Annotated in this window: 17 protein-coding genes; 7 read left to right on the top strand and 10 right to left on the bottom strand. The window is 70.4% G+C overall.

Annotated features, from left to right (window positions below; translation table 11 throughout):
* Positions 1-1,047 (bottom strand): MupA/Atu3671 family FMN-dependent luciferase-like monooxygenase, encoded by a 1,047-nt coding sequence (locus tag Aut01nite_RS09110; RefSeq protein WP_043522912.1) that lies wholly within the window; start codon positions 1,045-1,047, stop codon positions 1-3.
* Positions 1,048-1,172: 125 nt separating this feature from the next.
* A complete protein-coding gene (locus Aut01nite_RS09105) occupies positions 1,173-4,235 on the bottom strand; it encodes a BTAD domain-containing putative transcriptional regulator (protein WP_204037481.1) in 3,063 nt (1,020 codons plus the stop codon).
* 152 nt (positions 4,236-4,387) lie between these two features.
* On the opposite strand from Aut01nite_RS09105, the gene Aut01nite_RS09100 reads away from it, so the two are divergent.
* Complete coding sequence (locus tag Aut01nite_RS09100; RefSeq protein ID WP_052164698.1) at positions 4,388-4,948, top strand: helix-turn-helix transcriptional regulator; 561 nt, start codon at positions 4,388-4,390, stop codon at positions 4,946-4,948.
* 26 nt (positions 4,949-4,974) lie between these two features.
* On the opposite strand, the gene Aut01nite_RS09095 is transcribed toward Aut01nite_RS09100, so the two are convergent.
* A complete protein-coding gene (locus tag Aut01nite_RS09095; RefSeq protein WP_043533876.1) occupies positions 4,975-5,811 on the bottom strand; it encodes a metallophosphoesterase family protein in 837 nt (278 codons plus the stop codon).
* Positions 5,812-5,947: 136 nt separating this feature from the next.
* Between Aut01nite_RS09095 and Aut01nite_RS09090 the strand changes: the two genes are divergently transcribed.
* Together Aut01nite_RS09090 and Aut01nite_RS09085 are read left to right on the top strand one after the other, a co-directional pair.
* Positions 5,948-7,231, top strand: coding sequence for a type III PLP-dependent enzyme domain-containing protein (locus tag Aut01nite_RS09090; protein ID WP_236643236.1), 1,284 nt, complete (start codon positions 5,948-5,950; stop codon positions 7,229-7,231).
* Positions 7,228-8,400 (top strand): acyl-CoA dehydrogenase family protein, encoded by a 1,173-nt coding sequence (locus Aut01nite_RS09085; RefSeq protein ID WP_043533886.1) that lies wholly within the window; start codon positions 7,228-7,230, stop codon positions 8,398-8,400. Before Aut01nite_RS09090 ends, Aut01nite_RS09085 begins: the two co-directional genes overlap by 4 nt.
* Positions 8,401-8,407: 7 nt before the next feature.
* Here the strand turns inward: Aut01nite_RS09085 and Aut01nite_RS09080 are convergent, their stop codons facing one another.
* Genes Aut01nite_RS09080 through Aut01nite_RS09065 form a run of 4 tightly spaced genes read right to left on the bottom strand, consistent with a single transcriptional unit; the run spans position 8,408 to position 13,857 of the window.
* Positions 8,408-9,067: a hypothetical protein gene (locus tag Aut01nite_RS09080; protein ID WP_152629166.1), complete on the bottom strand. Its 660-nt coding sequence runs from the start codon at positions 9,065-9,067 to the stop codon at positions 8,408-8,410.
* A 5-nt stretch (positions 9,068-9,072) separates the two neighbouring features.
* Positions 9,073-11,172 (bottom strand): HelD family protein, encoded by a 2,100-nt coding sequence (locus tag Aut01nite_RS09075; protein ID WP_043533875.1) that lies wholly within the window; start codon positions 11,170-11,172, stop codon positions 9,073-9,075.
* On the bottom strand, positions 11,172-12,719 hold the full coding sequence (locus Aut01nite_RS09070; protein ID WP_043533874.1) for a glycosyltransferase family protein: 1,548 nt from the start codon (positions 12,717-12,719) through the stop codon (positions 11,172-11,174). The genes Aut01nite_RS09075 and Aut01nite_RS09070 overlap by 1 nt, the downstream gene beginning before the upstream one ends.
* A gap of 19 nt (positions 12,720-12,738) precedes the next feature.
* On the bottom strand, positions 12,739-13,857 hold the full coding sequence (locus tag Aut01nite_RS09065; RefSeq protein ID WP_043533873.1) for a nucleotidyltransferase domain-containing protein: 1,119 nt from the start codon (positions 13,855-13,857) through the stop codon (positions 12,739-12,741).
* Between the two features lie 214 nt (positions 13,858-14,071).
* Here Aut01nite_RS09065 and Aut01nite_RS09060 point away from each other — a divergent pair, with 214 nt between their 5' ends.
* Complete coding sequence (locus Aut01nite_RS09060; protein WP_084000258.1) at positions 14,072-15,253, top strand: nucleotidyltransferase family protein; 1,182 nt, start codon at positions 14,072-14,074, stop codon at positions 15,251-15,253.
* A 147-nt stretch (positions 15,254-15,400) separates the two neighbouring features.
* Here Aut01nite_RS09060 and Aut01nite_RS09055 read toward each other — a convergent pair whose 3' ends face one another.
* Both Aut01nite_RS09055 and rfbC read right to left on the bottom strand, forming a co-directional pair.
* Positions 15,401-16,456: an NAD-dependent epimerase/dehydratase family protein gene (locus tag Aut01nite_RS09055; protein ID WP_052164695.1), complete on the bottom strand. Its 1,056-nt coding sequence runs from the start codon at positions 16,454-16,456 to the stop codon at positions 15,401-15,403.
* Positions 16,446-17,012, bottom strand: a complete 567-nt coding sequence (gene rfbC / locus Aut01nite_RS09050; RefSeq protein ID WP_043533883.1) for a dTDP-4-dehydrorhamnose 3,5-epimerase — start codon at positions 17,010-17,012, stop codon at positions 16,446-16,448. The genes Aut01nite_RS09055 and rfbC overlap by 11 nt, the downstream gene beginning before the upstream one ends.
* 173 nt (positions 17,013-17,185) lie before the next feature.
* On the opposite strand from rfbC, the gene Aut01nite_RS09045 reads away from it, so the two are divergent.
* Together Aut01nite_RS09045 and Aut01nite_RS09040 are read left to right on the top strand one after the other, a co-directional pair.
* The gene (locus Aut01nite_RS09045) at positions 17,186-17,986 is read left to right on the top strand and encodes a sugar phosphate nucleotidyltransferase (protein ID WP_043533871.1); all 801 of its coding nucleotides are present in this window, start codon (positions 17,186-17,188) and stop codon (positions 17,984-17,986) included.
* Between the two features lie 31 nt (positions 17,987-18,017).
* Positions 18,018-19,052, top strand: a complete 1,035-nt coding sequence (locus Aut01nite_RS09040) for an NAD-dependent epimerase/dehydratase family protein (RefSeq protein ID WP_043533870.1) — start codon at positions 18,018-18,020, stop codon at positions 19,050-19,052.
* A gap of 50 nt (positions 19,053-19,102) precedes the next feature.
* On the opposite strand, the gene Aut01nite_RS09035 is transcribed toward Aut01nite_RS09040, so the two are convergent.
* A complete protein-coding gene (locus Aut01nite_RS09035) occupies positions 19,103-19,810 on the bottom strand; it encodes an HAD family hydrolase (protein ID WP_052164692.1) in 708 nt (235 codons plus the stop codon).
* A 178-nt stretch (positions 19,811-19,988) separates the two neighbouring features.
* Here Aut01nite_RS09035 and Aut01nite_RS09030 point away from each other — a divergent pair, with 178 nt between their 5' ends.
* Positions 19,989-21,188, top strand: a complete 1,200-nt coding sequence (locus Aut01nite_RS09030) for a nucleotidyltransferase family protein (protein ID WP_084000252.1) — start codon at positions 19,989-19,991, stop codon at positions 21,186-21,188.
* Positions 21,189-21,197: the final 9 nt, after the last annotated feature.

Below are 21,197 nucleotides of genomic sequence, written 5' to 3'. Positions count from 1 at the left end.
TCAGACCGCGGTCACTCGACCGCTGATCTCCGCGAGCCGGTGCAGGGTGTCCCGGACGACGTCGTCCGGAAGCCCGTAGTCGACGAGGCATGCCACCTCGTCGACGCCGGTGGCGGCCAGCTCGGCCAGCCGGGCGGTGACCTCGGCACGACCGCCGATCAGGCCGCACTCGGCGGCGTACCGGTAGGCCGCGTACCGGGCGAGGGCCTGCTTCTCGTCTTCGGTCAGTTCCTCCTCCCCGGCGGTACGCAAGGCCCGGTCCCCGAGCCCGAGGAACTGACGCTGATAGGCCAGCATCGGCCCGGCCACCGTCGCCATGGCGGTGGCTCGGTCCGCGGCAACGCAGGTATGCATCATCAACGTCACCCACGGCTGATCACCGGGCCGGTACGGCTGGTACGTGTCCCGATACTCCCGGATGTTGGCCGCCACCGCGGCCGGCTCCTGTTGCAGGTAACCGGTCAGCACCCGGCAGCCGCGCCGAGCCGCTTCCTGATAGGTCGCCGGTCCCGAGGTGGCGGTCAGCCACAGGGGCAGGTCGCTGGAGACGGGCGCCGGATAGGTCCGGACCGGCACCGGCTTCCCGCTGACCGGGAATGTGACCTCGGCGCGACTCCACAGTGCGCGGAGTGTGTCGACGGTGGCGAACGTCGATTCGCGGCGGTCGTCGAAGGAACCCCGCCCCAGCACGAAGTCGCCGGGGTTCCATCCCGTCGCCAGAGACAGGCCGGCACGTCCGTTGGAGAGCGCGTCGACCATCGCCCAGTCCTCGGCGATGCGCGCGGGGTGGTGCAACGGCGCCACGACGCTGCCGGCTCGCAGGGCGATCCGCTCGGTGCGGACGGCCAGGGCGGACGCCAGCACCGCCGGGTTCGGGTAGAGGCCTCCGAACGTGTGGAAGTGCCGTTCCGGCAGCCATACCGCGCTGAAGCCGAGTTGTTCCGCCAGAACGGTGGTGCGCAGCACGAAGTCGTACCGATCGGCCGAGGGCCCGGTGTCCACGCTGGAGAAGAAGAAGACGCTCAACTGCGGTGACGTACCCGACATCGTGTCGCCCTCCCCGATCAGGTGGTGCCTGTCTCTCGCGCACCCTAACAACGCGAGCGCTCGATGCGAGACCGGTTCTTGTCCCGCGAATCCGGGACCCCGGCCGAACGGCCGAGGGAATCGGCTCAGCCCAGCATCCGCAGGGATCTGGCGACCCGCTCGACATCGGGATGGCCGAGGTCGCGCAGTTTCGCCAGTGCGGTGGTCCACGTCGCGCGGGCTGCCTCCACGTGGCCGGCCGCATGATGGGCGTCACCGAGGTTCGCCAGCGTGGCGGCGATCTCGAACCGGTTCCCGGCTTCCTGCCACAGTTCGAGGGCCCGCCGCAGCGAGGCCACAGCGACATCGTGCAGGCCGAGGCGGCTCTGGGCACAGCCCAGGCTGTCCCAGGCGCCGGCGATGCCGTTCGGATGGCCCAGCCGCTGGTAGATGTCCAGGGCCTGTTCGCACATCACGACGGCGTCCGCGTGCTCGCCGAGTTGCGCATGACACCATCCGGCGGCATTGAGTGCGTCCGCCTCGCCCATGGCGTGCCCGTCGGCCTGGAAGAGGCCGAGGGCCCGCAGTGCATGCCCCAGGGCTTGCCGGTGCCGGTTCGCCCGCGACCAGGTCCCGCCGAGCTCGATGTGGGTGTACGCCAGGCCGATCGTGTCCCCCCGCGCCTGGTACAGAGCCAGCACGCCGGCCAGATCCTGTCGCGCGCCGGCGAAGTCGCCGAGTCTCGTCCGGGCACGGGCCAGCATTTGTCCCGACCGGCCCTCGGCGTCCGGATCGCCGAGCCGTCGCGCAGCGGCCACCGCTGCCGTCTGGACCGCCATCCAGTCGCGCCAGTGCCCGCGCCTGTCCAGGTAGTCGGCGAGCATCCACGCCAATCGCCACACGTACTCGTCATGGCCGGTCTCCGCAGCGCGCCGCACGGTGTTCAGCAGGACCGAGTGCTCCGCGGTCATCCAGGCGAATGCCGCATTCCCGTCCGCCATGTCCGTGACGACCGTGCCCGCCACGGGAACCGGCAGGCTGATCTGCTGCCGTGTCGGGTTGATCAGTAGGGCCGCCGCCTGAGCGGTGTGCAGATAGTGTCCGAACACCCGCAGAAGTGCCGCCGACCGCGTGGTGTGGTCGTCCACCGCATGAGCCTGTTCCTGGGCGTACAACAGCAGCAGTGCGTGGCAGGAGTAGCGGCCCGGGACCTGCTCGGTCAGAAGGTTGGCGCGGACGAGATCGTTGACGATCGAGCGGAGGTACCCCGCCGGCCAGCCTGCCAGGCTGGCGAGAGCGTTGATGGAGGCGTCCGGGCCGGGATGCGTCGCCAAGTACCGGAACAACCGCGCGCCCTCGGGGGCGAGCGCCCGGTAGGACCACGAGAACACGGTACGGACATCGGTTCGGGCATCACCGGTGGCCAGGGCGTCCAGCCGCTCCTCCGCGGCTAGTAACTGTGTGGTCACGGCCGCCAGCGGCAGGTCGGGTTGGGTGGCTGCGCGTGCCGCGGCCACCGAGAGCGCGAGCGGCAGGTGTGCGCAATAGGTGATCAGGTCGTCCACCGACTCGCGTTCGGCGGCGATGCGCTGTTCGCCGAGCCGGTGTATCAACAGATCCCGTGATTCGGCCGTGCTCAACAGGCGGAGTTGTACGGCGTGGGCCCCTTCGGCGACGAGGCTGGTGAGCAACTGCGAACTGGTGATGAGCACCAGACAGGCCGGCGAGCCGGGCAGCAGCGGCCGGACCTGGTCGGCGCTGACGGCGTTGTCCAGCATGATCAGCATGCGACGGTCGGCCATCTGGCTGCGCAACAACATGGTCTGCGCGGCCAGGGTGTGCGGGATCCGCTCCCGGGGTACGTGCAACGAGCGCAGGATCAGCTCGATCGCCTGCCCGGGCGACATCCCGTCCGGCTCCTCCATCGATCCACGCAGGTCGAGGTAGAGCTGACCGTCGGGGAAGCGTTCCCGCACCCGGTGGGCCCAGTGCAGTGCCAGGGCCGTCTTTCCGACACCCGCCGTGCCGGAGATCGTGACGACGACCGGCGCGCTGCTGCGATCGCCCGCTTCGAGCAGGCGGTCCAGCTCACGGAGCTTTGCGCGGCGGCCGGTGAAGGACGGGATGTCGGCCGGCAGTTGTGCCGACACGGAAGGAGCCGGCACGGTGTCGGAGCGTGCTGACGATGGCGGGGCGCCCACGGGGAGTTCCTGCCGGAGGATCCGCCGGTACAGGTCGATCAGCTCCGAGCCGGGGTCGATGCCCAGTTCGTCGGCGAGGCGTGCGCGGATCCGGTTGAAGTGCTCCAGCGCGTCGGCCTGCAGTCCGCTGGCCACCAGCGTCGTCATCAACCGCGCATGCAGCGGCTCGTAGAGCGGATGCTGGCTGGTCAGCGGCCGCAACCACACCAACGCCCGTTGCGGGCTGCCGGTGAACTCAGCGAGTTCGGCGTGCAGCATGGTGGCGGCGATCCGTTCCTCGGCCAGGGCGGTCACCGCCGGATGCACCTCCAGTTGGGGGATGTCGGCCAACGGCCGTCCCCGCCACTGTCCGAGTGCCTTCTCCAGCAGCTCCATGGCCTGCTGTGGAGCCGCGGCGTGCCGAGCGTCGGCCACGCGCTGCCGGAACACCGCGACATCGAGCTGATCGTCGCTCAGGTCCAGCCGATAGCCCGCCAGGGTGCGCCGCAGGACGCTGTCCCGCTCCCTGTGGTGGCCCCCGAGCGCGCTGCGCAACCGGGACACGCATGCCTGGACCACGCCGGCCGCCGAGGGCGGTGGCACGTCCCATAGCAAGCTCACCAGCTCCGAGACCGCAACCGGCCGACCGGCTTCCAAGGCCATCCGGCCGAGTATGGTGCGGCTCTTCCCGTATCCGATCCGGGCCTCGAGGTCGCCCCGGTAGACGGTCAGCGGGCCGAGCAGTGAGACCCGCAGGGGTCCGCGGCCGCCCGTCGGTTGGGCCGGCGGCACCCGGGCCGGTGCGGGGGCCTCGCTGTCGATCCGCATGCCGACGGCGTCCGCCAGCATGCGGATCGAACGTCCGTGCGGCCGGGTGGTGCGGCCCTGCTCGATGTCGCGGATCGTGGCGACGCTCAGGCCGGCCCGGTTGGCGAGGTCGCGCTGGCTCAGCCCGGCTGCGCGGCGCTGGACCCGTAAGCGGTCCCCGAATGAACTTGGCGTACTACGTGAAGATCCCCCGTGATCCATTCGCGCAACCGTAGTACGGGAGAAGTACGGGATTCAAAGTCGTGAGTGGATATTGCCTCCCGTGTGCCATATTCGGACCCGGAGTGCTACGGGGAGATAATATGATTCGTGTAGAAATCGTCCATCGCTCGCCGATATTCACCGTCGGGCTCATGCAGGTGCTGTCCGACGCCGGGATCAAGGTTCTCAGGGCAGCTCCGGCGCCCGGGCAGGAACCCTGCTGGCTCGCCGACGCGCTGCTCCTCGACCCCGGTGCCGTGCCGTCCGAGAGCCGGCCCGCCTTCATCGCCTCAGCGGCACAGTCCACCGCGATCCTGATCTTGTCCGACAAGCCCATGTCGGAGGACGACACCTATCTGAGGCTCGGCGCGTCGGCGGTGATCGGGCGGAGCCACTCTCCGGGCCGGCTGGTCAGGGTGGTTCAAGCGGTCGCCGCCGGCTCGGTCGCGACGAGCACCGAGACGGACCCCCCGGAGCCGGTCATCGGCCGGGTCGAGGCCGAGTCGTCCCCGCCAGATGTCGGGCTGTCCCCGCGGGAGAAGCAGGTGTTACGGCAGATCGCACACGGACTGACGCACGGCCAGGTCGCCACCCGGCTGGGGATCAGCCCGCACACGGTGGACACGTACGTCAAGCGGATCAGGACGAAGCTCGGTGTGGGGAACAAGGCCGAACTGACCCGCGCCGCGTTGCTGGGCCAAGCCACCGAATGAGGACGGCGCCGGCCCGGTCGCATGGATCACGACGGCGCCGGAAGGATCCGGCGTAGCGGGTTCGGCGCCACCGGGCCACGCCGTTGCCACTCCCTGGGGTAGCCGAGGGAGACCTCCTCGAACCGTACGCCGTCGTAGTACGTGGTCCGCGGGATGTGCAAGTGCCCGTAGACCACCGCGACCGCGCCGAATCGCAGGTGCCAATCCGCGGTTCGCTCCGTCCCGCACCACTGCGCGAACTCCGGGTACCACAGCACCTCGGTCGGCTGCCGTACCAGCGGCCAATGGTTGATCAGGACGGTCGGCATCCTCGGATCAGCCGCGCTGAGCCGCTTCTCGGTGGCGGTGACCCGGGCATGGCACCATGACCCCCGATCCGGGTACGGGTCCGAGTGCAGCAGCATCTCGTCGGTGCAGACCACCCCGCTCCGGTAGGCCTGGCGCAGAGCCTCCTCCCGGGTGTCGGCCCCCACCGGCCGGAACGAGTAGTCGTAGAGCAGGAAGAGAGGGGCCACCGTCACCGGGCCGCCCGCCCCCCGCCACACGGCGTACTCGTCCTCCGGGGTCAGCACGCCGTTGTCCCGGCACATCCGTACGAGTTCCTGATACCGCTGTTCTCCCCGCAGCCGGACCGGATCGCCGGCGGGCGTCCAGAGTTCATGATTGCCGGGTGCCCAGATCACCTCACGGAACCGGCCGCGGAGTCGGCGCAGCGTTCGTTCGATCTCACTGAAGATCTCGCCCACGTCGCCCGCGACGATGAGCCAGTCCTCGTCGGTCTCGGGCTCGATCCGGTCGGCCACGTGACGATTCTCGATGTATCTCACATGCAGGTCGCTGACCGCGAACAGTGAGGGTGACATCGTGTCGATCCTGCCAGCCGCCGCGGAAACCCGACAGCCCGGGCTATGGCTCTTGATCGGCGGGTAACCGCAATGGGGGACTGTCCCCGCGACCGTGGTGCCGACATCGTCGGCATGGGCGCAGGGGATGGAGGACATGAGAATGCGAGCCATGACCGGGGACGCCGCGCTCGTCGAGCGGTTCGGCAGCCCGCTCTATGTCTATGAACTCGAGCAGGTCTCCGATGCCGTACGGGAGTTGCGGGCGACCCTCCCCGCCCCCGCCACCGTCTACTACTCCCTCAAGGCCAATCCGCACCCGGACCTCGCCCGGCAGGCCCGCGAGAGTGGCTGCCGTGCGGAGGTGAGTTCGGAGGGTGAGCTGGCGGCCGCGCTCGGTGCGGGCTTCCCTGGTCACGAGTGCCTTTACACCGGTCCGGCCAAGTCGCCGGTGGAAGTCGACGCCGCACTCGCGGCCGGCGTGTCGCTGTTCTCCGTCGAGTCGGCCGCGGACCTGCGCCGCACTGCGGCGCTCGCGGCCGCGGCCGGGCGTACCGTCGACTGTCTGATCCGGATAGCGGGGTCCGCCAGCGCGGCGTCCGCTCTCCGGATGACCGGCGGCGCGACCCAGTTCGGTGTGGAGGCGGCGGAGGTCTTCGCCGAGCCGTCACGTTTTCGTGACCTCGACGGTGCCCGGGTGATCGGCGGGCACTTCTTTCCGATCAGCAACGCTCGCGACGAGCAGGGGCTGACGGCGGAGTTCATCGCCAGCATAAGCCTCGCGGCGCGCCTCCGCGACGAGGCGGGGCTGAGGATGTCCTACGTGGATCTCGGGGGCGGGTTCGCCGCGCCCTACGCCCAGCCCGGGGCCGCGCCCGCCTACCCTGGAGTGCGCAGCACGGTCGAGCGGGCGCTGGACGACCACCTGCCCGGCTGGCGCGCCGGCGACCCGGTCGTCGCCTTCGAGTCGGGTCGCCGCATCGTCGGCGCCTCCGGCCGGCTGGTCTGCTCGGTCGTGGACGTGAAGCGCCGCGCGGATCGCACCTTCGTCGTGCTCGACAGTGGGATCAACCACCTGGGCGGGCTGTCCGGAATCGGCCGGATGCTGCCCTCCGCGGTCCCCGTCCCCGTGGCCGTCCGGGCGAGTTCCGGTGACGACCCCGCCGAGGTGACCATCACCGGCCCGCTCTGCACTCCGGCTGATGTGCTCGCTCGCGCCGTCAGAATGTCCCGGCCGGTCCCCGGTGACTTGTTGACCTTCCCGAATGTCGGGGCGTACGGGATGACCGCCAGCCTCACCGGATTCCTCAGCCGCCCAGCCCCGGTAGAGGTGGTGCTGCGTGGCGGCGGCGTGGTGTCGGCCTCCAGGCTCGCACACCACCGCGAGCCCACCCGCCACACGGCCCGGGTCACTCCCGGAGCGAGGATGGCCGACGGATGACCGTGACACCGTCGCGGGCCGCCGAGTCCGTGCTGCCGGTGCTGACGGAGCACGCCGCTGCGGTGGACGCGGCCGCCCGGTTCCCGGAGGAGGGGATGCAGGCCCTCCGCGCCAGCGGCCTGCTGGGGCTGCTGGTCCCGGCCGAGCACGGCGGGATGGGCGGCGGCTTGTCCGACCTGCTCACCGTCGGGCGCACCCTCGCCTCGGCATGTTCCTCCACCGCGATGATCTGGGCGATGCACTGCCAGCAGGTCGACGCGCTCGTGCGTCACGCCACTCCACGACTGCACACCGAACTGCTGCCGCGAATCGCGTCCGGCGAGGTGTACCTGGCGTCGGTGACTACGGAAGCGGCCACGGGAGGGCGTCTGCTGACGGCGGCGGCCGCCTTGCACGAGACGGGGGAGCTGCTGGATCTGCGGCGGGAAGCGCCCATCGTGACCGGTGGGCTGCACGCGGACGGCTACCTGGTGACGATGCGGGCCGGCGAGGAGGCGAGCCGGCAGAGCGTGAGCCTGGTCTACGTCGACCGTGATCAGCTCGATTACGAGACCGCCGGCACTTGGGATCCGCTCGGTATGCGCGGCACGCAGAGCGTCGCGATGACACTCACGGCATCGGTGCCGCGGCACCATGTCGTGGGAGTGCCGGGAGAGTTTCGCGACGTGGCCGTGGACAGCATGATCCCGGTGGGCCACCTGGGCTGGGCGGCGTGCTGGCTGGGTGCCGCGCAGGGAGCCCTGCGTGACGTGGTCCGGTTGATCGGTTCCCGGCGGCGGCCGGGCAGCCTCGACCCGGCCTCGGATCTGGTGAGGGAGCGGCTGGCCCGGGTGCGTCTGGACCTGGAGTTGGTGAGCGCGTACGTCGAGCGAGCGGCCGCCGAGGTGATGGAGCACCGCGCGGCCGGCACGTCGCTGGACGAGCCGACGACACAGATCCACCTCAACGTGGTCAAGGTGGCCGCTGCGGAACTGACGTTCGGCGCCGTCAACCGGCTGGTGCAGTTGGTGGGCATGTCGACGGGCTACATGCGGACGTCGAGCCTCCCGCTGGAACGGGTCTTCCGCGACCTACGGTCGGCGAGCCTGAACAACGCCGACGACAGACTGCTGGTCGCGACGGGCGCGCTGTCCTTGCTCGATCGTGGTGTCCGGCTCGCCGGCCAGTAGCTCCGGCTCAGATCCGGAGGGAGTCGATGAGACCCAGCCGGTGGGCCAGCTCCGCGACCTCGCCGACCCGATCGGAGCTGGTCCGGACCGCACGGATCGAGGCGAGGGACGGTCTCGTGCCGCCCTCCTGCGAGACGATGCCGCCGTTGCGGATCCGGAACGCCCGGTTCTTCAGCCGCGGCCCCTGGATGACGATGGAGACGGTGTCCAGTTCCGTATCCACGACGTGCACCATCTGGTCGTCGATGGCGTACGAACTGCCGACTGCCTCGGTGCGCACCAGCGACGGCGGCGGCAACACGCCGCCGTTGCTCTCCATCGCCAGCCGGACCGAGCGTTCGGTGCCGTACAACAGATGGCGGTACGAGCCGTGCAGGATGCGGGTATGGAACGGCCATTGGTGACTGTGCGGGTCGTCCACCTGGTCCTCGAAGCGGTGCAACCGTACCCGCCAGTGATTCACCGGATCGTCGAAGAGCACGAGCCGGTCACCCCAGGCGTGCCGTTCCGAGAGGCCCAGCAGCCGCCGGTCGGAGAGCACCCCCGCCAGCAGCTCGCGCAGGGCGCCCGGGCGGCTCAGCTCCTCCACCGCGCCCCTGCACCTCTTCTCCGCGTGTTCCATCGACTCCCAGTCCAGGCGGGACAATCCGTTCAGGACACGATCCATCTTCTTCAGCTCCCGGTGCCGTTCGGTGGCCGTGGCTCCAGCCGGGCCGTCAGGGCCTCGGGCAAGGGCTCGGCATGGACGATGTGCAGGGCGCTCACCGCCCGGGTGAGGACGACGTACAGCCGGCGCAGCCCACGAGGCTCGGCGGCGACGATGTGTGCCGGCTCCATGACGATCACCGCGTCGAACTCCAGGCCCTTGCTCTGACTCGCCGGGACGCAGATGAGCCGGTTGCTCTCGAGCGCGTCCTCGTCCTCACCGAGCAGGGACGCTTCGAGCCCGTCGGCCCGAAGCCGGCAGGAGACCACGTCGATGTCTTGGTCGGCGCAGATCAACCCGGTCGAACCGGGTTGGCCGAGGAATTCCCGGCAGGCTCGTACCACCGCGTCCGGCAGGTCGACGGCGCTCGTGGCGGTGATCCGCAGAGCGCCCGTGCTGCTGCGCACAGAGGTCGGCGCGGGCAGGCCGGGGGAGATGTGCGGCAGCAGGCGGGCCGCGTACCGGATGATCTGCTCCGGCACCCGGAAGCCACGGTCGAGAAACGCCAGTCGTGCCTCCGGTTTGCCGAGGTGACCGAGGAGCGTCGGCCAGTCGTCGACAGGCCACGCCCCGGTTCCCTGGGCGATGTCACCGAGCACCGTCACCGACCCGGTGAGGCACCGCCTGCCGAGGGCCCGGCATTGCATCGGGCTCAGGTCCTGCGCCTCGTCGATCATGAGGTGGCTCAGCGACGGCACACGGTCGATGAGGTCGCTCAGTTCGTCCAGCAGAACCGCATCGGGAGCCGACCACTTGGCCGAGCGCGCCGACCGGTATGGTCTGGACCACCGCAGCGCCGCCTGCTCCTCGGCGGTGAACAGGTCCTCGGCCGCCTCTGCGAGCACGTCCGCGTCGGCGAGAAGCCGGAACAGCACCTGCTCGGGAGTCAGTTTCGGCCAGATCGCGTCGAGCAGCGCCCGCACTGGTTTCGAGCGGCTCACCACGGCGAGATCGCGGTCGTCGGGTGTCGCCCCACGCCGTTCCATCTGCATGAGCACCAGGTTGGCCACGCGTTGCGCGAGACCGGCCCGGCCCGTGCCGTAGCGAGCGCTGCCCTTCTGCTGGAAGACCAGTTCGGCCAATCGCGCTTGCGCCACCCGGTACCGGGTGGCCCCCTGGGCGTAGACGAGGTCGTCGGACGGTTCGCCGACGTGGCGCCACAATGCCCGGCGCAGCATCTCGGCCATCCGCGGATCGCCCTTGAGCCGGGCGACTTCGGCTGTGTCGGTGCTGGTCACGGTGCGACCGACGAGTTCCTCCACGGTCCGCTGGCGCACCGCGACCTCGCCGAGCGCCGGCAGGACGTGCCGGATGTAGGCGAGGAACGACCGGTTCGGCCCGACGACCACCACGCCATTCGTCAGGCGGTCGGCCTCCGTGTAAAGAAGGTACGCCAGCCGGTGCAGTCCGACAGCGGTCTTGCCGGTGCCCGGCGCACCCTGCACACAAAGGCTCGGCTGCAGCGGGGCCCGTACCAGATCATCCTGTTCGGGCTGGATGGTGGCGACGATGTCGCGCATCGGCCCGGCGCGCGGCCGATCGATCTCGGCCGCCAGGAGGGCGCCGCCGCCCTGGGCGGCGGCGGGGCCGGCCAGGGGTTCGTCCTCGTAGGCCGTCAGCTCCGCGATGTCGGAGAAGCCGAAGCGGCGACGTAGTCGCACACCCCGCCGATCTTGCCGGGTGGCCTGGTAGAAGGGCACCGAGATCGGCGCCCGCCAGTCGACGACCAACGGGCGGCCCTCGTCGTCACGCACGTGCCGACGCCCGACATAGACGCGGTCGGGCTGGTCGTCCGCAGCATCCTCGTAGACCAGGCCGGGCTCGTAGTCGAGCCGGCCGAAGAAGAGCGGCACGTCCGGCAGATCCACGAGGTCACGGCCGCGCTTGGCCCGCGCCATCCGGTACATCGTGTTCTGCCAGACATCGTCGGAGTCGGCGGCGACGGATTCGGGGGTTTCGGTCGCGAGCACGTCCGCCCGCATCGCCCGCAGGGCGGCACGCGCTTGCGCGAGATACCGGGCCTCCGTGTCGATCTCCGTTGCCGGAGCGGTGTCCGCCTCGCGCACTACCGCTCCTGCTTCCAGGTGGGCAGCGTGCGTCCGCCCGTGAGAACGCTGGCCAACGGGCCGAGGCTACGGATCAGGAACGTGCCGGATGCGGCCACCGAGCCGGCCACCAGCCGCCAGCGTGGCACCGTGCCGATCCCGGTGGCCGCCCGCGCACCGGGGAGCCGGTACAGCGCCCACACCGTCTGTATGTAGGCGACCTGAACGTAGGCGACGTGGGCGAGCAGCAATACAGCGGCGAGTACCCACTGCCCGCTCACGACGGCCAGGGCCAGTGCCGCCATCCATGCCACGGCTTGCCCTGCCCAGGCCGTGGTGCGCACCATGCCGGCCAGGTGCAGCGAAACCCACTGCCGCCGGGTCGTCGCCGGCCCGAAACGATCTCGCGCGTACCGCAGGACGTGCCGAAAGCCGGCCGCTCCGGAGAACCAGAAGGCTGCCTGGCGCATGGACTGAACCGGATGGGGCGCGATGTCGCAGTAGTCCAGGGCGGGAACCGGTACCACCCGTGCGCCGACAACCGACGCGATGAAGCCCAGGGCGAGGTCGTCGGTGGGGCTGACCTCGGGGAATCCGCCGATGTGCTGGAGAAAGTCGTGGGAGACGAAGCAGCCGTGGCCGACGCAGTACACCAGGGGCCGAGTCCTTCGCCGGTCGACCGCGGCCGCGTAACGGCGGTAGAGGGGGTACTCGAAGCCGAGCGCCCAACTGGTCTGTGTCATCGCGTCCGCGAGGCTGAGCAGGCTGCCGCGGCCGGTGAGCGACCGCAGGTTGGCGCAGTAGCAGGCCACCTGCTGGACGACGTCGGGTGGTGCGGCGCCTCGCTGTCGGTGTTCGGCCACCACCGTGTCGAGCTGGTCGAACACCGACAGATCAGGCAGCGAGTCGGCGTCGTACACGCCGACGTAGTCGGGTGGGCGGCCGGCACCGGAGGTCTCCAGCCACTGCTGGAGTGCGCGGTTCAGTTTGGCGACCTTGGTGCTGCCCTCGTCGGTGAGGCCGACATGATGGAATCCCGCCCAGCCGGCCTCTCTGTTGAGAGCTTCCACCAGTGGGGCCGCGAGTTCACCGGTGGTCGGGCGGCAGTGCTCCGTGAGCAGTTGCTTCACGGTCTGCCGGTCATCGGCGAGCACAGCGGTCCGCAGGGCGGGCAGCGCCTCCGCGGTGACCGCCCGGGCCGCCCCGGCGAGCCGGTCGGCCGGGCGCGCGGCGGAGTCCATGTCGAGCAGCGCTCGCCGTGCCCCCTCCCGCTCGTGGCGCTCACGGTCGCCGGTCACCACCACCACGCTGACCCGTCGCCCGGCCCGCACGACCGGCAGCATGTGCCGGCAGGCGGCGGCGACCCGCCGGTCCTCGCGCAGCATCGGCAGTAGCAGGATCACGGACGGCTGCTCGCCGGCCGGGACGGGAGGACGCGGACGGGCTGCCGCATGGCGCATCGCCGCCACGGTGCGGGCACCGCCGATCGCGAGTTCGGCCGCTCGATAGAGCAGAAAGCCCGCGACCAGTGTGCCGAAGCCGAGGACGAGACCGGGGCCGGCGTTCATTTCATCGCTCCCGTCCGGCTCACACCAGCGACCGCGAGGACGGCAGGTCGCCCGGCAGCCTGCCGGAGAAGAGCCGGGTACGGATGTCCTGCTCCCATCGGCGGGGTTCCGGCAGATCGACGTGGCCGTACTCGTCGAGGAAGTCCGGGCCGCGGCCGGCGGCCTCGGCCAGTTCGGTGATCACCGGGTCCGGGACCACGCCGGGGAAGAGGGCGGCGGTGTGAGCCAGCGTGAAGTAGCAAGGGGCGGCGACGTCGTACCGGATCGACGTGGCCACGAACACCGCCCAGTCGAAGCTCGTGCCCGGATAACCCACCAGTGCCTGGATGTCGCAGTGCTGTGCGATCCGGCGGTGGCCGCCCCGGTGCAGGCTGCGGATCGTGGTGCAGTCCTTGAACGTGTGCGCGCACAGATCCAGCAGGAAGTCCTCAGGCGCCAGCACGGGTGCCGGTACGCCGCCCAGCGGCACCGTCACCGCCCGTGCGAGCAGGTCGGCCACGTTCACCGAGTAACCGGATCCGGGCAGGAAGAGGTTGATCACCGGGTCGACACGGATGTGGGTCGCGTAGGGGCTGCCGGTCGGCCGTTTCATCGGCGGAAGATTGTTGGTGTGCAGATGGAAGAACGCGGTGCGGGCCCTCGACTCGGGAGTCAGGACCCGGTCGGCGGCGTCGAGCCGGCCGGTGCCATACCCGAGTCGCCGGAGCGTTTCGGCCGCGCGCTTGGCGTGGTCCGGGTCGACCAGGACGTCGATGTCGTTCATCACCCGCATGCCGGTGTCCGGATACCGGTGGAAGGCGAGGAAGGCGCCCTTGCGGAACGCCACCGGCACGTTGTCGTCGGCGAACGCCGCCGCTATGGCGCTGATCTCGTCGCGCAGCACGGCGTTGCGCTGACGGTGATAGAGGAACAGCGACTCCAGGTACTGGCGGGCGTGCGGATCCATCTCGTACGCCGCACCGCGCAAGTTCCACCACACTGTGCCGGCGATCCTCATCCTGGCCACGGTGTCCAGGAAGGCCGGCCACGGCAGACTGTGGCACACCTCCGAGAACCGTTCGACGAGACGGCGCTGGTCGGCAGCTGCCAGCCACAGCCGTCCGGCGTCCACGATGAGTTGGTCGACCTCATCAATCATTTCGTCATCTCCGGGTACGCGTCATGCCGGGCGCAGGGGCGGTGGTGCGTGCCCCGGTACATGGTGCGGCCGGGGCCACCGGTCACACCAGCGCGTACGTGTCCTGCAAATACGCCACAGTCACGGGGGTGCGGGCGGCGATAATCTCGTCCCCTACCGGCGCCGGGATGGGTGCCGGTAGAGCCGTGGCAGCCGGAGCGCAGACGGGGGAGACGTGGACGCAAGGACAGAACCGCGGAGGCGCACCAGCGAGCAGAACGTCGTGGCGCAGCTGGCCGCGACACCGGGGCGGAGCGCGCGGCAGTGGACCGACCTTCCGGAGCGATGCCTGGAACTCAACTGGCCGGAGATCGGTGTGCTCGCGCTGCAGCACAGGGTCGAGGGGCTGCTCTGCGCGGCGCTGACGGAGGCGGGCTGCGCCGATCAGGTGCCGGCGTCGGTGCTGTCGATGCTGCGCCGGCAGGCCGCCCGGGCCGAGGCGCGCTACCGCACCTGTCACGACGCGTTGGCGGAGTTGGCCGGGCGCGCACCGAACCTGGTCAGCGAGCTGGTCTTCTTCAAGGGTGCGGGAATCGCCACCCGATACGAGTCGCGGGCGCACCGCATGCTGGGCGACTTCGATCTGATCGTGGCCGAGGACCGTGCCGACGAACTGCGACGCCACCTGCTGGAGCTGGGCTTCTGGGAGAAGCCGGGCCGCAACGGCCCCACGTACTTCCGCAACACCTCCGACCTGCCGGAGGCCGGGGTGGAGCCGGCGTGTTTCGACGTCCACGTCGACGCTCCGCCCAAGTACAACCGGACGGAGGTCACCCGGGGCCCGTTGTGGCTGTCGTCGACGGAGCCGTCCGTGCTCGGTGGGATCGCCTGCCGCCGGCTGCCGGTGGAGATGGAGATCGTCGAACTGATCTCCCACTCGTCCGAGCATGCCTTGAGCTGGATCCACGTCTGCGTCGACGACGACGTGCGGATGATCCGCCACCTCGACGTCGAGCTGCTCTGCGAGCAGGAGCAGGTCGACGCCGGCCGTGTCGGCAAGCTCGCCCAGGAACTCGGGCTCACCGGCGAGTTCGCGCTCGGCCTGGCCGTGCACGAGGCTCTCCGGGGCGGCTTGCCGCCGGTGCTGGAACCGCTGCGGCCGTTGGTCGAGCCGGTGCGTGACCTGGTCGACGTGGTGGCGCTGCCGGACGGCCGGCTGGAGACGTGGCCGGTGCCGCTGGCCGAGCGTGCCTTCCGAACCGATCGAGGTGCGCTGGCGCTGGCCATGATGCCGGACGGCAGGCGACACCGTGATCAATGGTTCCATTGGCGTCAAGGTCTGCTCGAGGGCAGCGAGGACGTGGCGGCCATCGCCCACCGAGCCGAGGAACGAGTCCGGTCGGTGCTGGCGGTGTGAAAGGGTGCGGACCCCAGTAGCGCTCGACCAGGCGCCGCAACGTCGGCCGGGAGGCTGACGCCGCCGAGGCCGCCGGTCAGCGGTACGAGACCGGTGACCCGGTGACCGTGCGCGGTGAGGATCGGCCCACCGGGTCCAGCGACGGGTTCACGCCGTCCAGACCGCTCCGGCGCGTCGGCCCTCATCGATGTACTCGTCGAGGATGGCGTCGGTGGCCTCGCTGAGCGCTGCCGGTCGGCCGTGCGCGTGGTACCAGCGCGAGGCGGCGGCAACTGTGCGATCCAGGTTCCAGACGGGCTTCCAGCCCAGTTCCCGGGTGGCCACGGCGCAGTCGAGCGTCAGGCGGTCCAAGCCGGTGCCGCCGCCCGCTCGCAGGGCCCAGTCCGGATGACCGTACGCCCGCAGGAACGCCCGAACGACCTCGGCGCTCGTCCTGTCATCCTCGTCCGGTGGACGGCCGAAGGCGTAGCTGCGGCGGGGTGCCGGCCCGCACATCAACCGCGCCCCGAGGGTCAGGAGGCCACTGACCCCGTCGAGCATGTGCTGCCAGGGCCGTACTGCGTCACCACCGCGGAGCACGACCGGCGAGCCGGCCCGGATCGCGGCGACGACGTCGGTCAACAGGCGGCCCGGAGTCCAGTCGCCGCCCACCATGACGCCAGGACGTGCCACCGCGACCGCCAGGGGTGTGGCGCGGCCGGCGGCCCGTTGGGTCTGTTCGTGCGCGTATCCGGCCACCACGGCTTCGGCCGCGGCCTTCGACCCGGCATAGGGGGCGAGTGGGGTGTCCCCAGCCGGTATCCCGCCGGCCGGGGTACCGATCACGACCACGGCGCGCGTCGCGGGTTCGGTCAGCGCCGCGTCGAGCACCGCGACGGTGCCGAGGACGTTGTCGGTGAACGTGCGGCGCGGTTCGGTGAATCCATCGGCGACGACAGCCTGGCCGGCGAGGTGGAACACCGTCTCTACCCGGTGCTCCCGGAACAGGTGGCGCATGAGTTCGGCATCGGTGACGGTGCCGGCGACACTGTGCACGTCCGCCGGCGGTGGCATCACCGGCGCGTGTCTGCCCCGGCTCAGGCCGACCACCTCGGCGCCCAGAGCCACGAGCCACCGTGTCATCCAACCGCCCACCGCGCCGGTGTGCCCGGTGACGAGGACTCGCCGGCCCGTGTAGCCGCCGGCGAAGAGGTCAGACGGCATTCGGCGCCCCGAACCAGCCGTCGAGACGCCCACGCACCTCAGCCAGGGCGGGAGAGGACGCGTCGCGGGCCGACACCCGCGCGAGAGCCCGGTCGGGCCAGTCGATGCCGAGGTCGCGGTCGTCCCACGCGACCGAGCCGTCGAGGTCCGGCGAGTAGGGGGCGCTGACGCGGTAGCACACGTCGGACTCGGCCAGCGCCTGGAAGCCGTGGGCGCAGCCGGGTGGCACCCAGACCTGGTGATGATCGCGGTCGTCGAGGACGACGCCGGCCCAGGTGAGGAAGGCCGGTGACGAGGGACGCAGGTCGACGACCACGTCGTAGATCGCGCCGCGTGCCACCCGGACCAGCTTGCCCTCACGCAGGTCGGTCCGGAAGTGGAGGCCGCGCACGACGTGCCGGTGGGAGCGGGAGTGGTTCTCCTCGACCAGATCGTCGCAGGGGATTCCGTAGTCACGGAACTCGTCCGCGGCGAAGCTGCGCATGAACCAGCCGCGGTCGTCGGCGATGGGTTTCGGGCGTAGTAGCAGCATTCCTGGAATTGCAGTCCGTTCCATGCTGAAACGCTGCATCGGCCCTCCAATGCTCCGGTCGTCGGCGCGACGATACGTCGGAGAGAAGGAACAGTCCACCAGTGCGCGTCTTTACCTGGTCGGAGCCAGCTGTTAGCGTCGGCGCCGTCATCCCCGTATCTGCCCTGGGGTCTATTCGCGCCATTAACAGGAGTCGTATGGTGACCGACACGCCACCCGTGGCATTGTTGTGCGGCGGTTCAGGTGAACGAATGGGTGACATCACCGGCGGCCTCCCGAAGTCGATGCTGGAGGTGGGCGGGCGGCCGTTGCTGTGGCACATCATGCACGCGGCGGCGCGTCACGGCAGCCGTGACTTCCTGCTGGCTCTCGGTCATCGGGGGGCTGTCATCAAGGACTTCTTCCTGCGGTACCCGGCGCTCGCTGACTTCACCATCGAACTCGGCCCTCAGCCGGTGGTGCGTTACCTCGACGAACCGGCCATCGACCGCTGGCAGGTCACCTGCGTGGACACGGGCGAGGGCGCCCGCACCGGCACCCGGCTGCGCCGGCTCGCCCGGCACGTGCCCCGCTGGCCGCTGGTGGTGGCCTACGGCGACGTGCTCGCTGACGTCGACCTCGGAGACCTGATGCGCTATCACCGCCGGCACGGGCGACTGGCGACGGTCACCGCGGTTGCCCCACCGTCGCGTTTCGGGCATCTCGAACTCAGTGCCGCGAACCAGGTGGTCAGCTTCGCTGAGAAGCCCGCCGCCGCCGAGGGCTGGGTCAGCGCCGGCTACTTCGTGATCGAACGTGCGGTGGTCGACGGCTATCTGCCGGTCGACCGTGACGTGATGTTCGAGGAGGACCCGTTGCGGCGCCTGGCCCTCGACGGCGAACTGATGGCGTACCGCCACGATGGATACTGGCAGCCGGTGGACACACCCAAGGATCTGGCCGCGTTACGCGGGCAGTGGGAGTCCGACAGCCCGCCGTGGAAGGCGTGGCGTTCGTGACCACGGCCGGCGCACACGGAGAGGTGCCGACGTGCGCGTACTGGTGACCGGGCACGAAGGGTACCTGGGCGGTGTCGTCACCCCCCGCCTGCTGGCGGCCGGGCACACGGTGGTTGGACTCGACACGGGCCTGTTCGCCGACCGGGTGCTGGGACCGGCCCCGCCGCCGGTGGACACGCTGCGCGGGGACGTGCGCGACGTGACCCCCGAGCAGTGCGCCGGTGTCGACGCGGTGGTCCATCTGGCAGCGCTGTGCAACGATCCCCTCGGCGATCTCGACCCCGCCCTCACCGACGAGGTGAACCACCGTGCGACGCTGCGGTTGGCGGCCGCGGCGAAATCGGCGGGTGTCACCCGGTTCGTGTTCGCGTCGTCATGCTCGCTCTACGGTGCCGGCGCGGCGGGTGTGAAGCTCACCGAGACGGCGGCGTTCGAGCCGGTCACGCCGTACGGGGAGTCGAAGGTGCTCTCCGAGCGGGGTCTGTGGGCTCTGGCTGACGACGACTTCTCGCCGACCTGTCTGCGTAACGCGACGGCCTACGGCTTCTCCCCGCGGTTGCGTGGGGACTTGGTGGTCAACGACCTCACGGCGCATGCGGTGATCGCCGGTGAGGTGCCGCTGCGATCCGACGGCATCGTGTGGCGGCCGCTCGTCCACGTCGAGGACATCGCGGCCGCGTTCCTCGCGGTCCTGGAGGCGCCCCGTGAGGTCGTACACGCCAAGGCGTACAACGTCGGGCGCAGCGAGGAGAACTACCTCATCCGTGATGTCGCGGAACTGGTCGCGGAAGTGCTGCCCGGGAGCCGGCTGAGCATCGCCGCCGGCGCCGGTCACGACCGGCGCGATTACCAGGTGTCGTGCGATCTGATTCAGGCTGAGGTGCCGGCCTTCGTGCCGCAGTGGACCCTGCGTGCGGGGATCAGTCAGCTGGCGGAGTCGTTCCGCCGGTTCGGCCTGACGTCAGACGACCTGGCCACCGGCCGGTTCCAGCGGCTGGCGAGGATCCACGAGCTGCGCCGGGCCGGCCTCATCGACGAAGCCATGCGGTGGAGCCGGCGTCCGTAGACGGTGCGGGCCGGCGCTGTTCAACCGTGCAGGCGGCGCAGTCGCACACCTCACCGGACGGGGAGGCGGTCCCGCAGGTCCAGCACTGATCCGAGCCGCCGGTTCGTCGGCACCGCCGCTCGGCCGGCCGGGTCGATGAGGAAGGCTCTCATTCCCGCCCGAGTGGGACCGACGTAGTCGGCGTCGTAGGTGTCTCCGGCGAACACCACGGTATCCGGCGGGACGCCCAGCGAGCGGCATGCCGTCCGGAAGATCGCCGGGTGCGGCTTGCGCCAGCCCACCTCGACCGACGTGACGACGGCGGCGAAGGCGTCCAGGATGCCCGCCGCCATGAGGAGGTCGGGTACGAGAGTTTCCAGGTGGGTGTTGCTCACCACCGCCAGAGCACGGTCGGCGCCGAGGTCGCGGACCAGTTCGACGACAGCGGCGGGCACATGCACGGCGGAGCGCCACTCGCCGATGTAGCAGTCGATGTACGCCTCGATCTCGTCGGCACGGGGGGCCCGCGCTAGCGCGTCACCGAGGAAGCTGGTGACGACGTCGCGCAGGTGGTACTCGCGATGGCTGGTTCGGGCCCGCTGCTCGAGACGCGCGAAGCAGGCGGCCCATCGGGCATGGAAGGCATCGCTGTCCAGCGCGGACCCCCATCCGGCGAGCAGAGCCCGGGTTCGGCGGAGGTCTTCACGTCCGTCGGCGGGATAGTCGGCGAGTGTGCCGAAGAAATCAAAGAAGACAGGGCCGTGACGATGATGGGGCACCGTTGATTCTGTTCCGGCGGCCCGGTCCGGCGGTGTCCTTGATTTCGGTGACTCGACAATTCCGTCGCCACCGTTTGTGCATTTCGCGTTCTGATGGCTCTCGACCGTATTGAGGCCTGCGCCTATGCTGGCGACCTGTCTCCGTTATCGGATTCCGTAACCTGGGAGTCATTGCGTGATGAATTCGCCGGTCACTGTTCCCGGTTTGCCGGCCGAGCAGCGTGTGATCGCCGGCATTTGCACCACCGCCGAGGACACCGTCCGGGCCTGGGGCGATCTGCCGGCGGGATTCCTCGATGTCGATTGGGCCGAGGTCAGCCTGCTGGCGACACAACACCGGGTGGAGGGCCTGCTGCATGAGTCGCTGGAGCTGGCGGGCTGCGCCGACCAGGTGCCCGTCTCTGTGCTGGCCGCCCTGCGCCGGCGTGCCGATCTCGCCGAGACGCGGTACCGCGCCTGCTACGCCGCGCTTGTCGACGTCGCGCGCCGGGCACCGGACCTGGTCGCCGAGATGGTCTTCTTCAAGGGGGCGGACCTGGCAAGCCGGTACGGCTCACCGGCTCACCGGATGATCCGCGACTTCGACCTCATCGTCCCGGCCGCCCGGGTCGCCGACGTCCGGAAGGTGTTCGAGTCGCTCGACTTCTGGGAGAAGCCCGGCCAGCACGGGCCGATGTTCGTCAGCAGCCCGGAGCACCCGCAGATCGGCGCGGAGTACGTCGCCTTCGACGTCCACCTCGACACGCCGGCGGACGACGACACCACGGAGCCGGGCCACGGCGACCGGTGGCTGGGCGCCGCCGTGCCGGCCGCGCTGGGTGAGGTGGCGTGCCGTCGGCTGTCCCTGGAGTACGCGTTGCTGGAACTGCTTGCGGATACCGGGAAACACGCGCTGAGCTGGATTCAGGTCTGCCTCGACAGCGACGTCCGCCTGATCCGCGCGCTCGACGCCGAACTGCTCTGCGGGGCCGGTGAGATCGACACCGAACTCCTGGCCGGGATGGCGGCGCGATCCGGCCTCGACGGTCACCTCGCCGTCGGCCTCGCCGTACATCGGGCTGTGCGAGGCGAATTGCCGCCGGCGCTCAGTTCGCTGGGTGGTCACGCCGACGCGGGGGCCGACGTGGCCGACATGGTGGCACTCCCCGACGGGCGTCTGCTGCGGTGGGCGATCCCCCTCCGGGACCGCGCCCTGCGTAGCGACCGGGCCGTGCGCGCGCTCGCGATGATGCCGCCGCAGGCACGTCACCGCGGGCACTGGTTCGACTGGCGCAGAGGGCTCCTCGCCGGCGCCGAGAACGTAGCGGAGCTGACCCGCCGGGCCCGTGACCGGCTCGGCCCGCGTCCGGCCGGCACGTTGCCGCCGCACGTCGTGTGACCACGCCCC

This window comes from Actinoplanes utahensis, from assembly GCF_016862455.1.
Classification (GTDB): Bacteria; Actinomycetota; Actinomycetes; order Mycobacteriales; family Micromonosporaceae; genus Actinoplanes; species Actinoplanes utahensis.
This window is presented reverse-complemented; position numbering and strand designations above follow the sequence as displayed.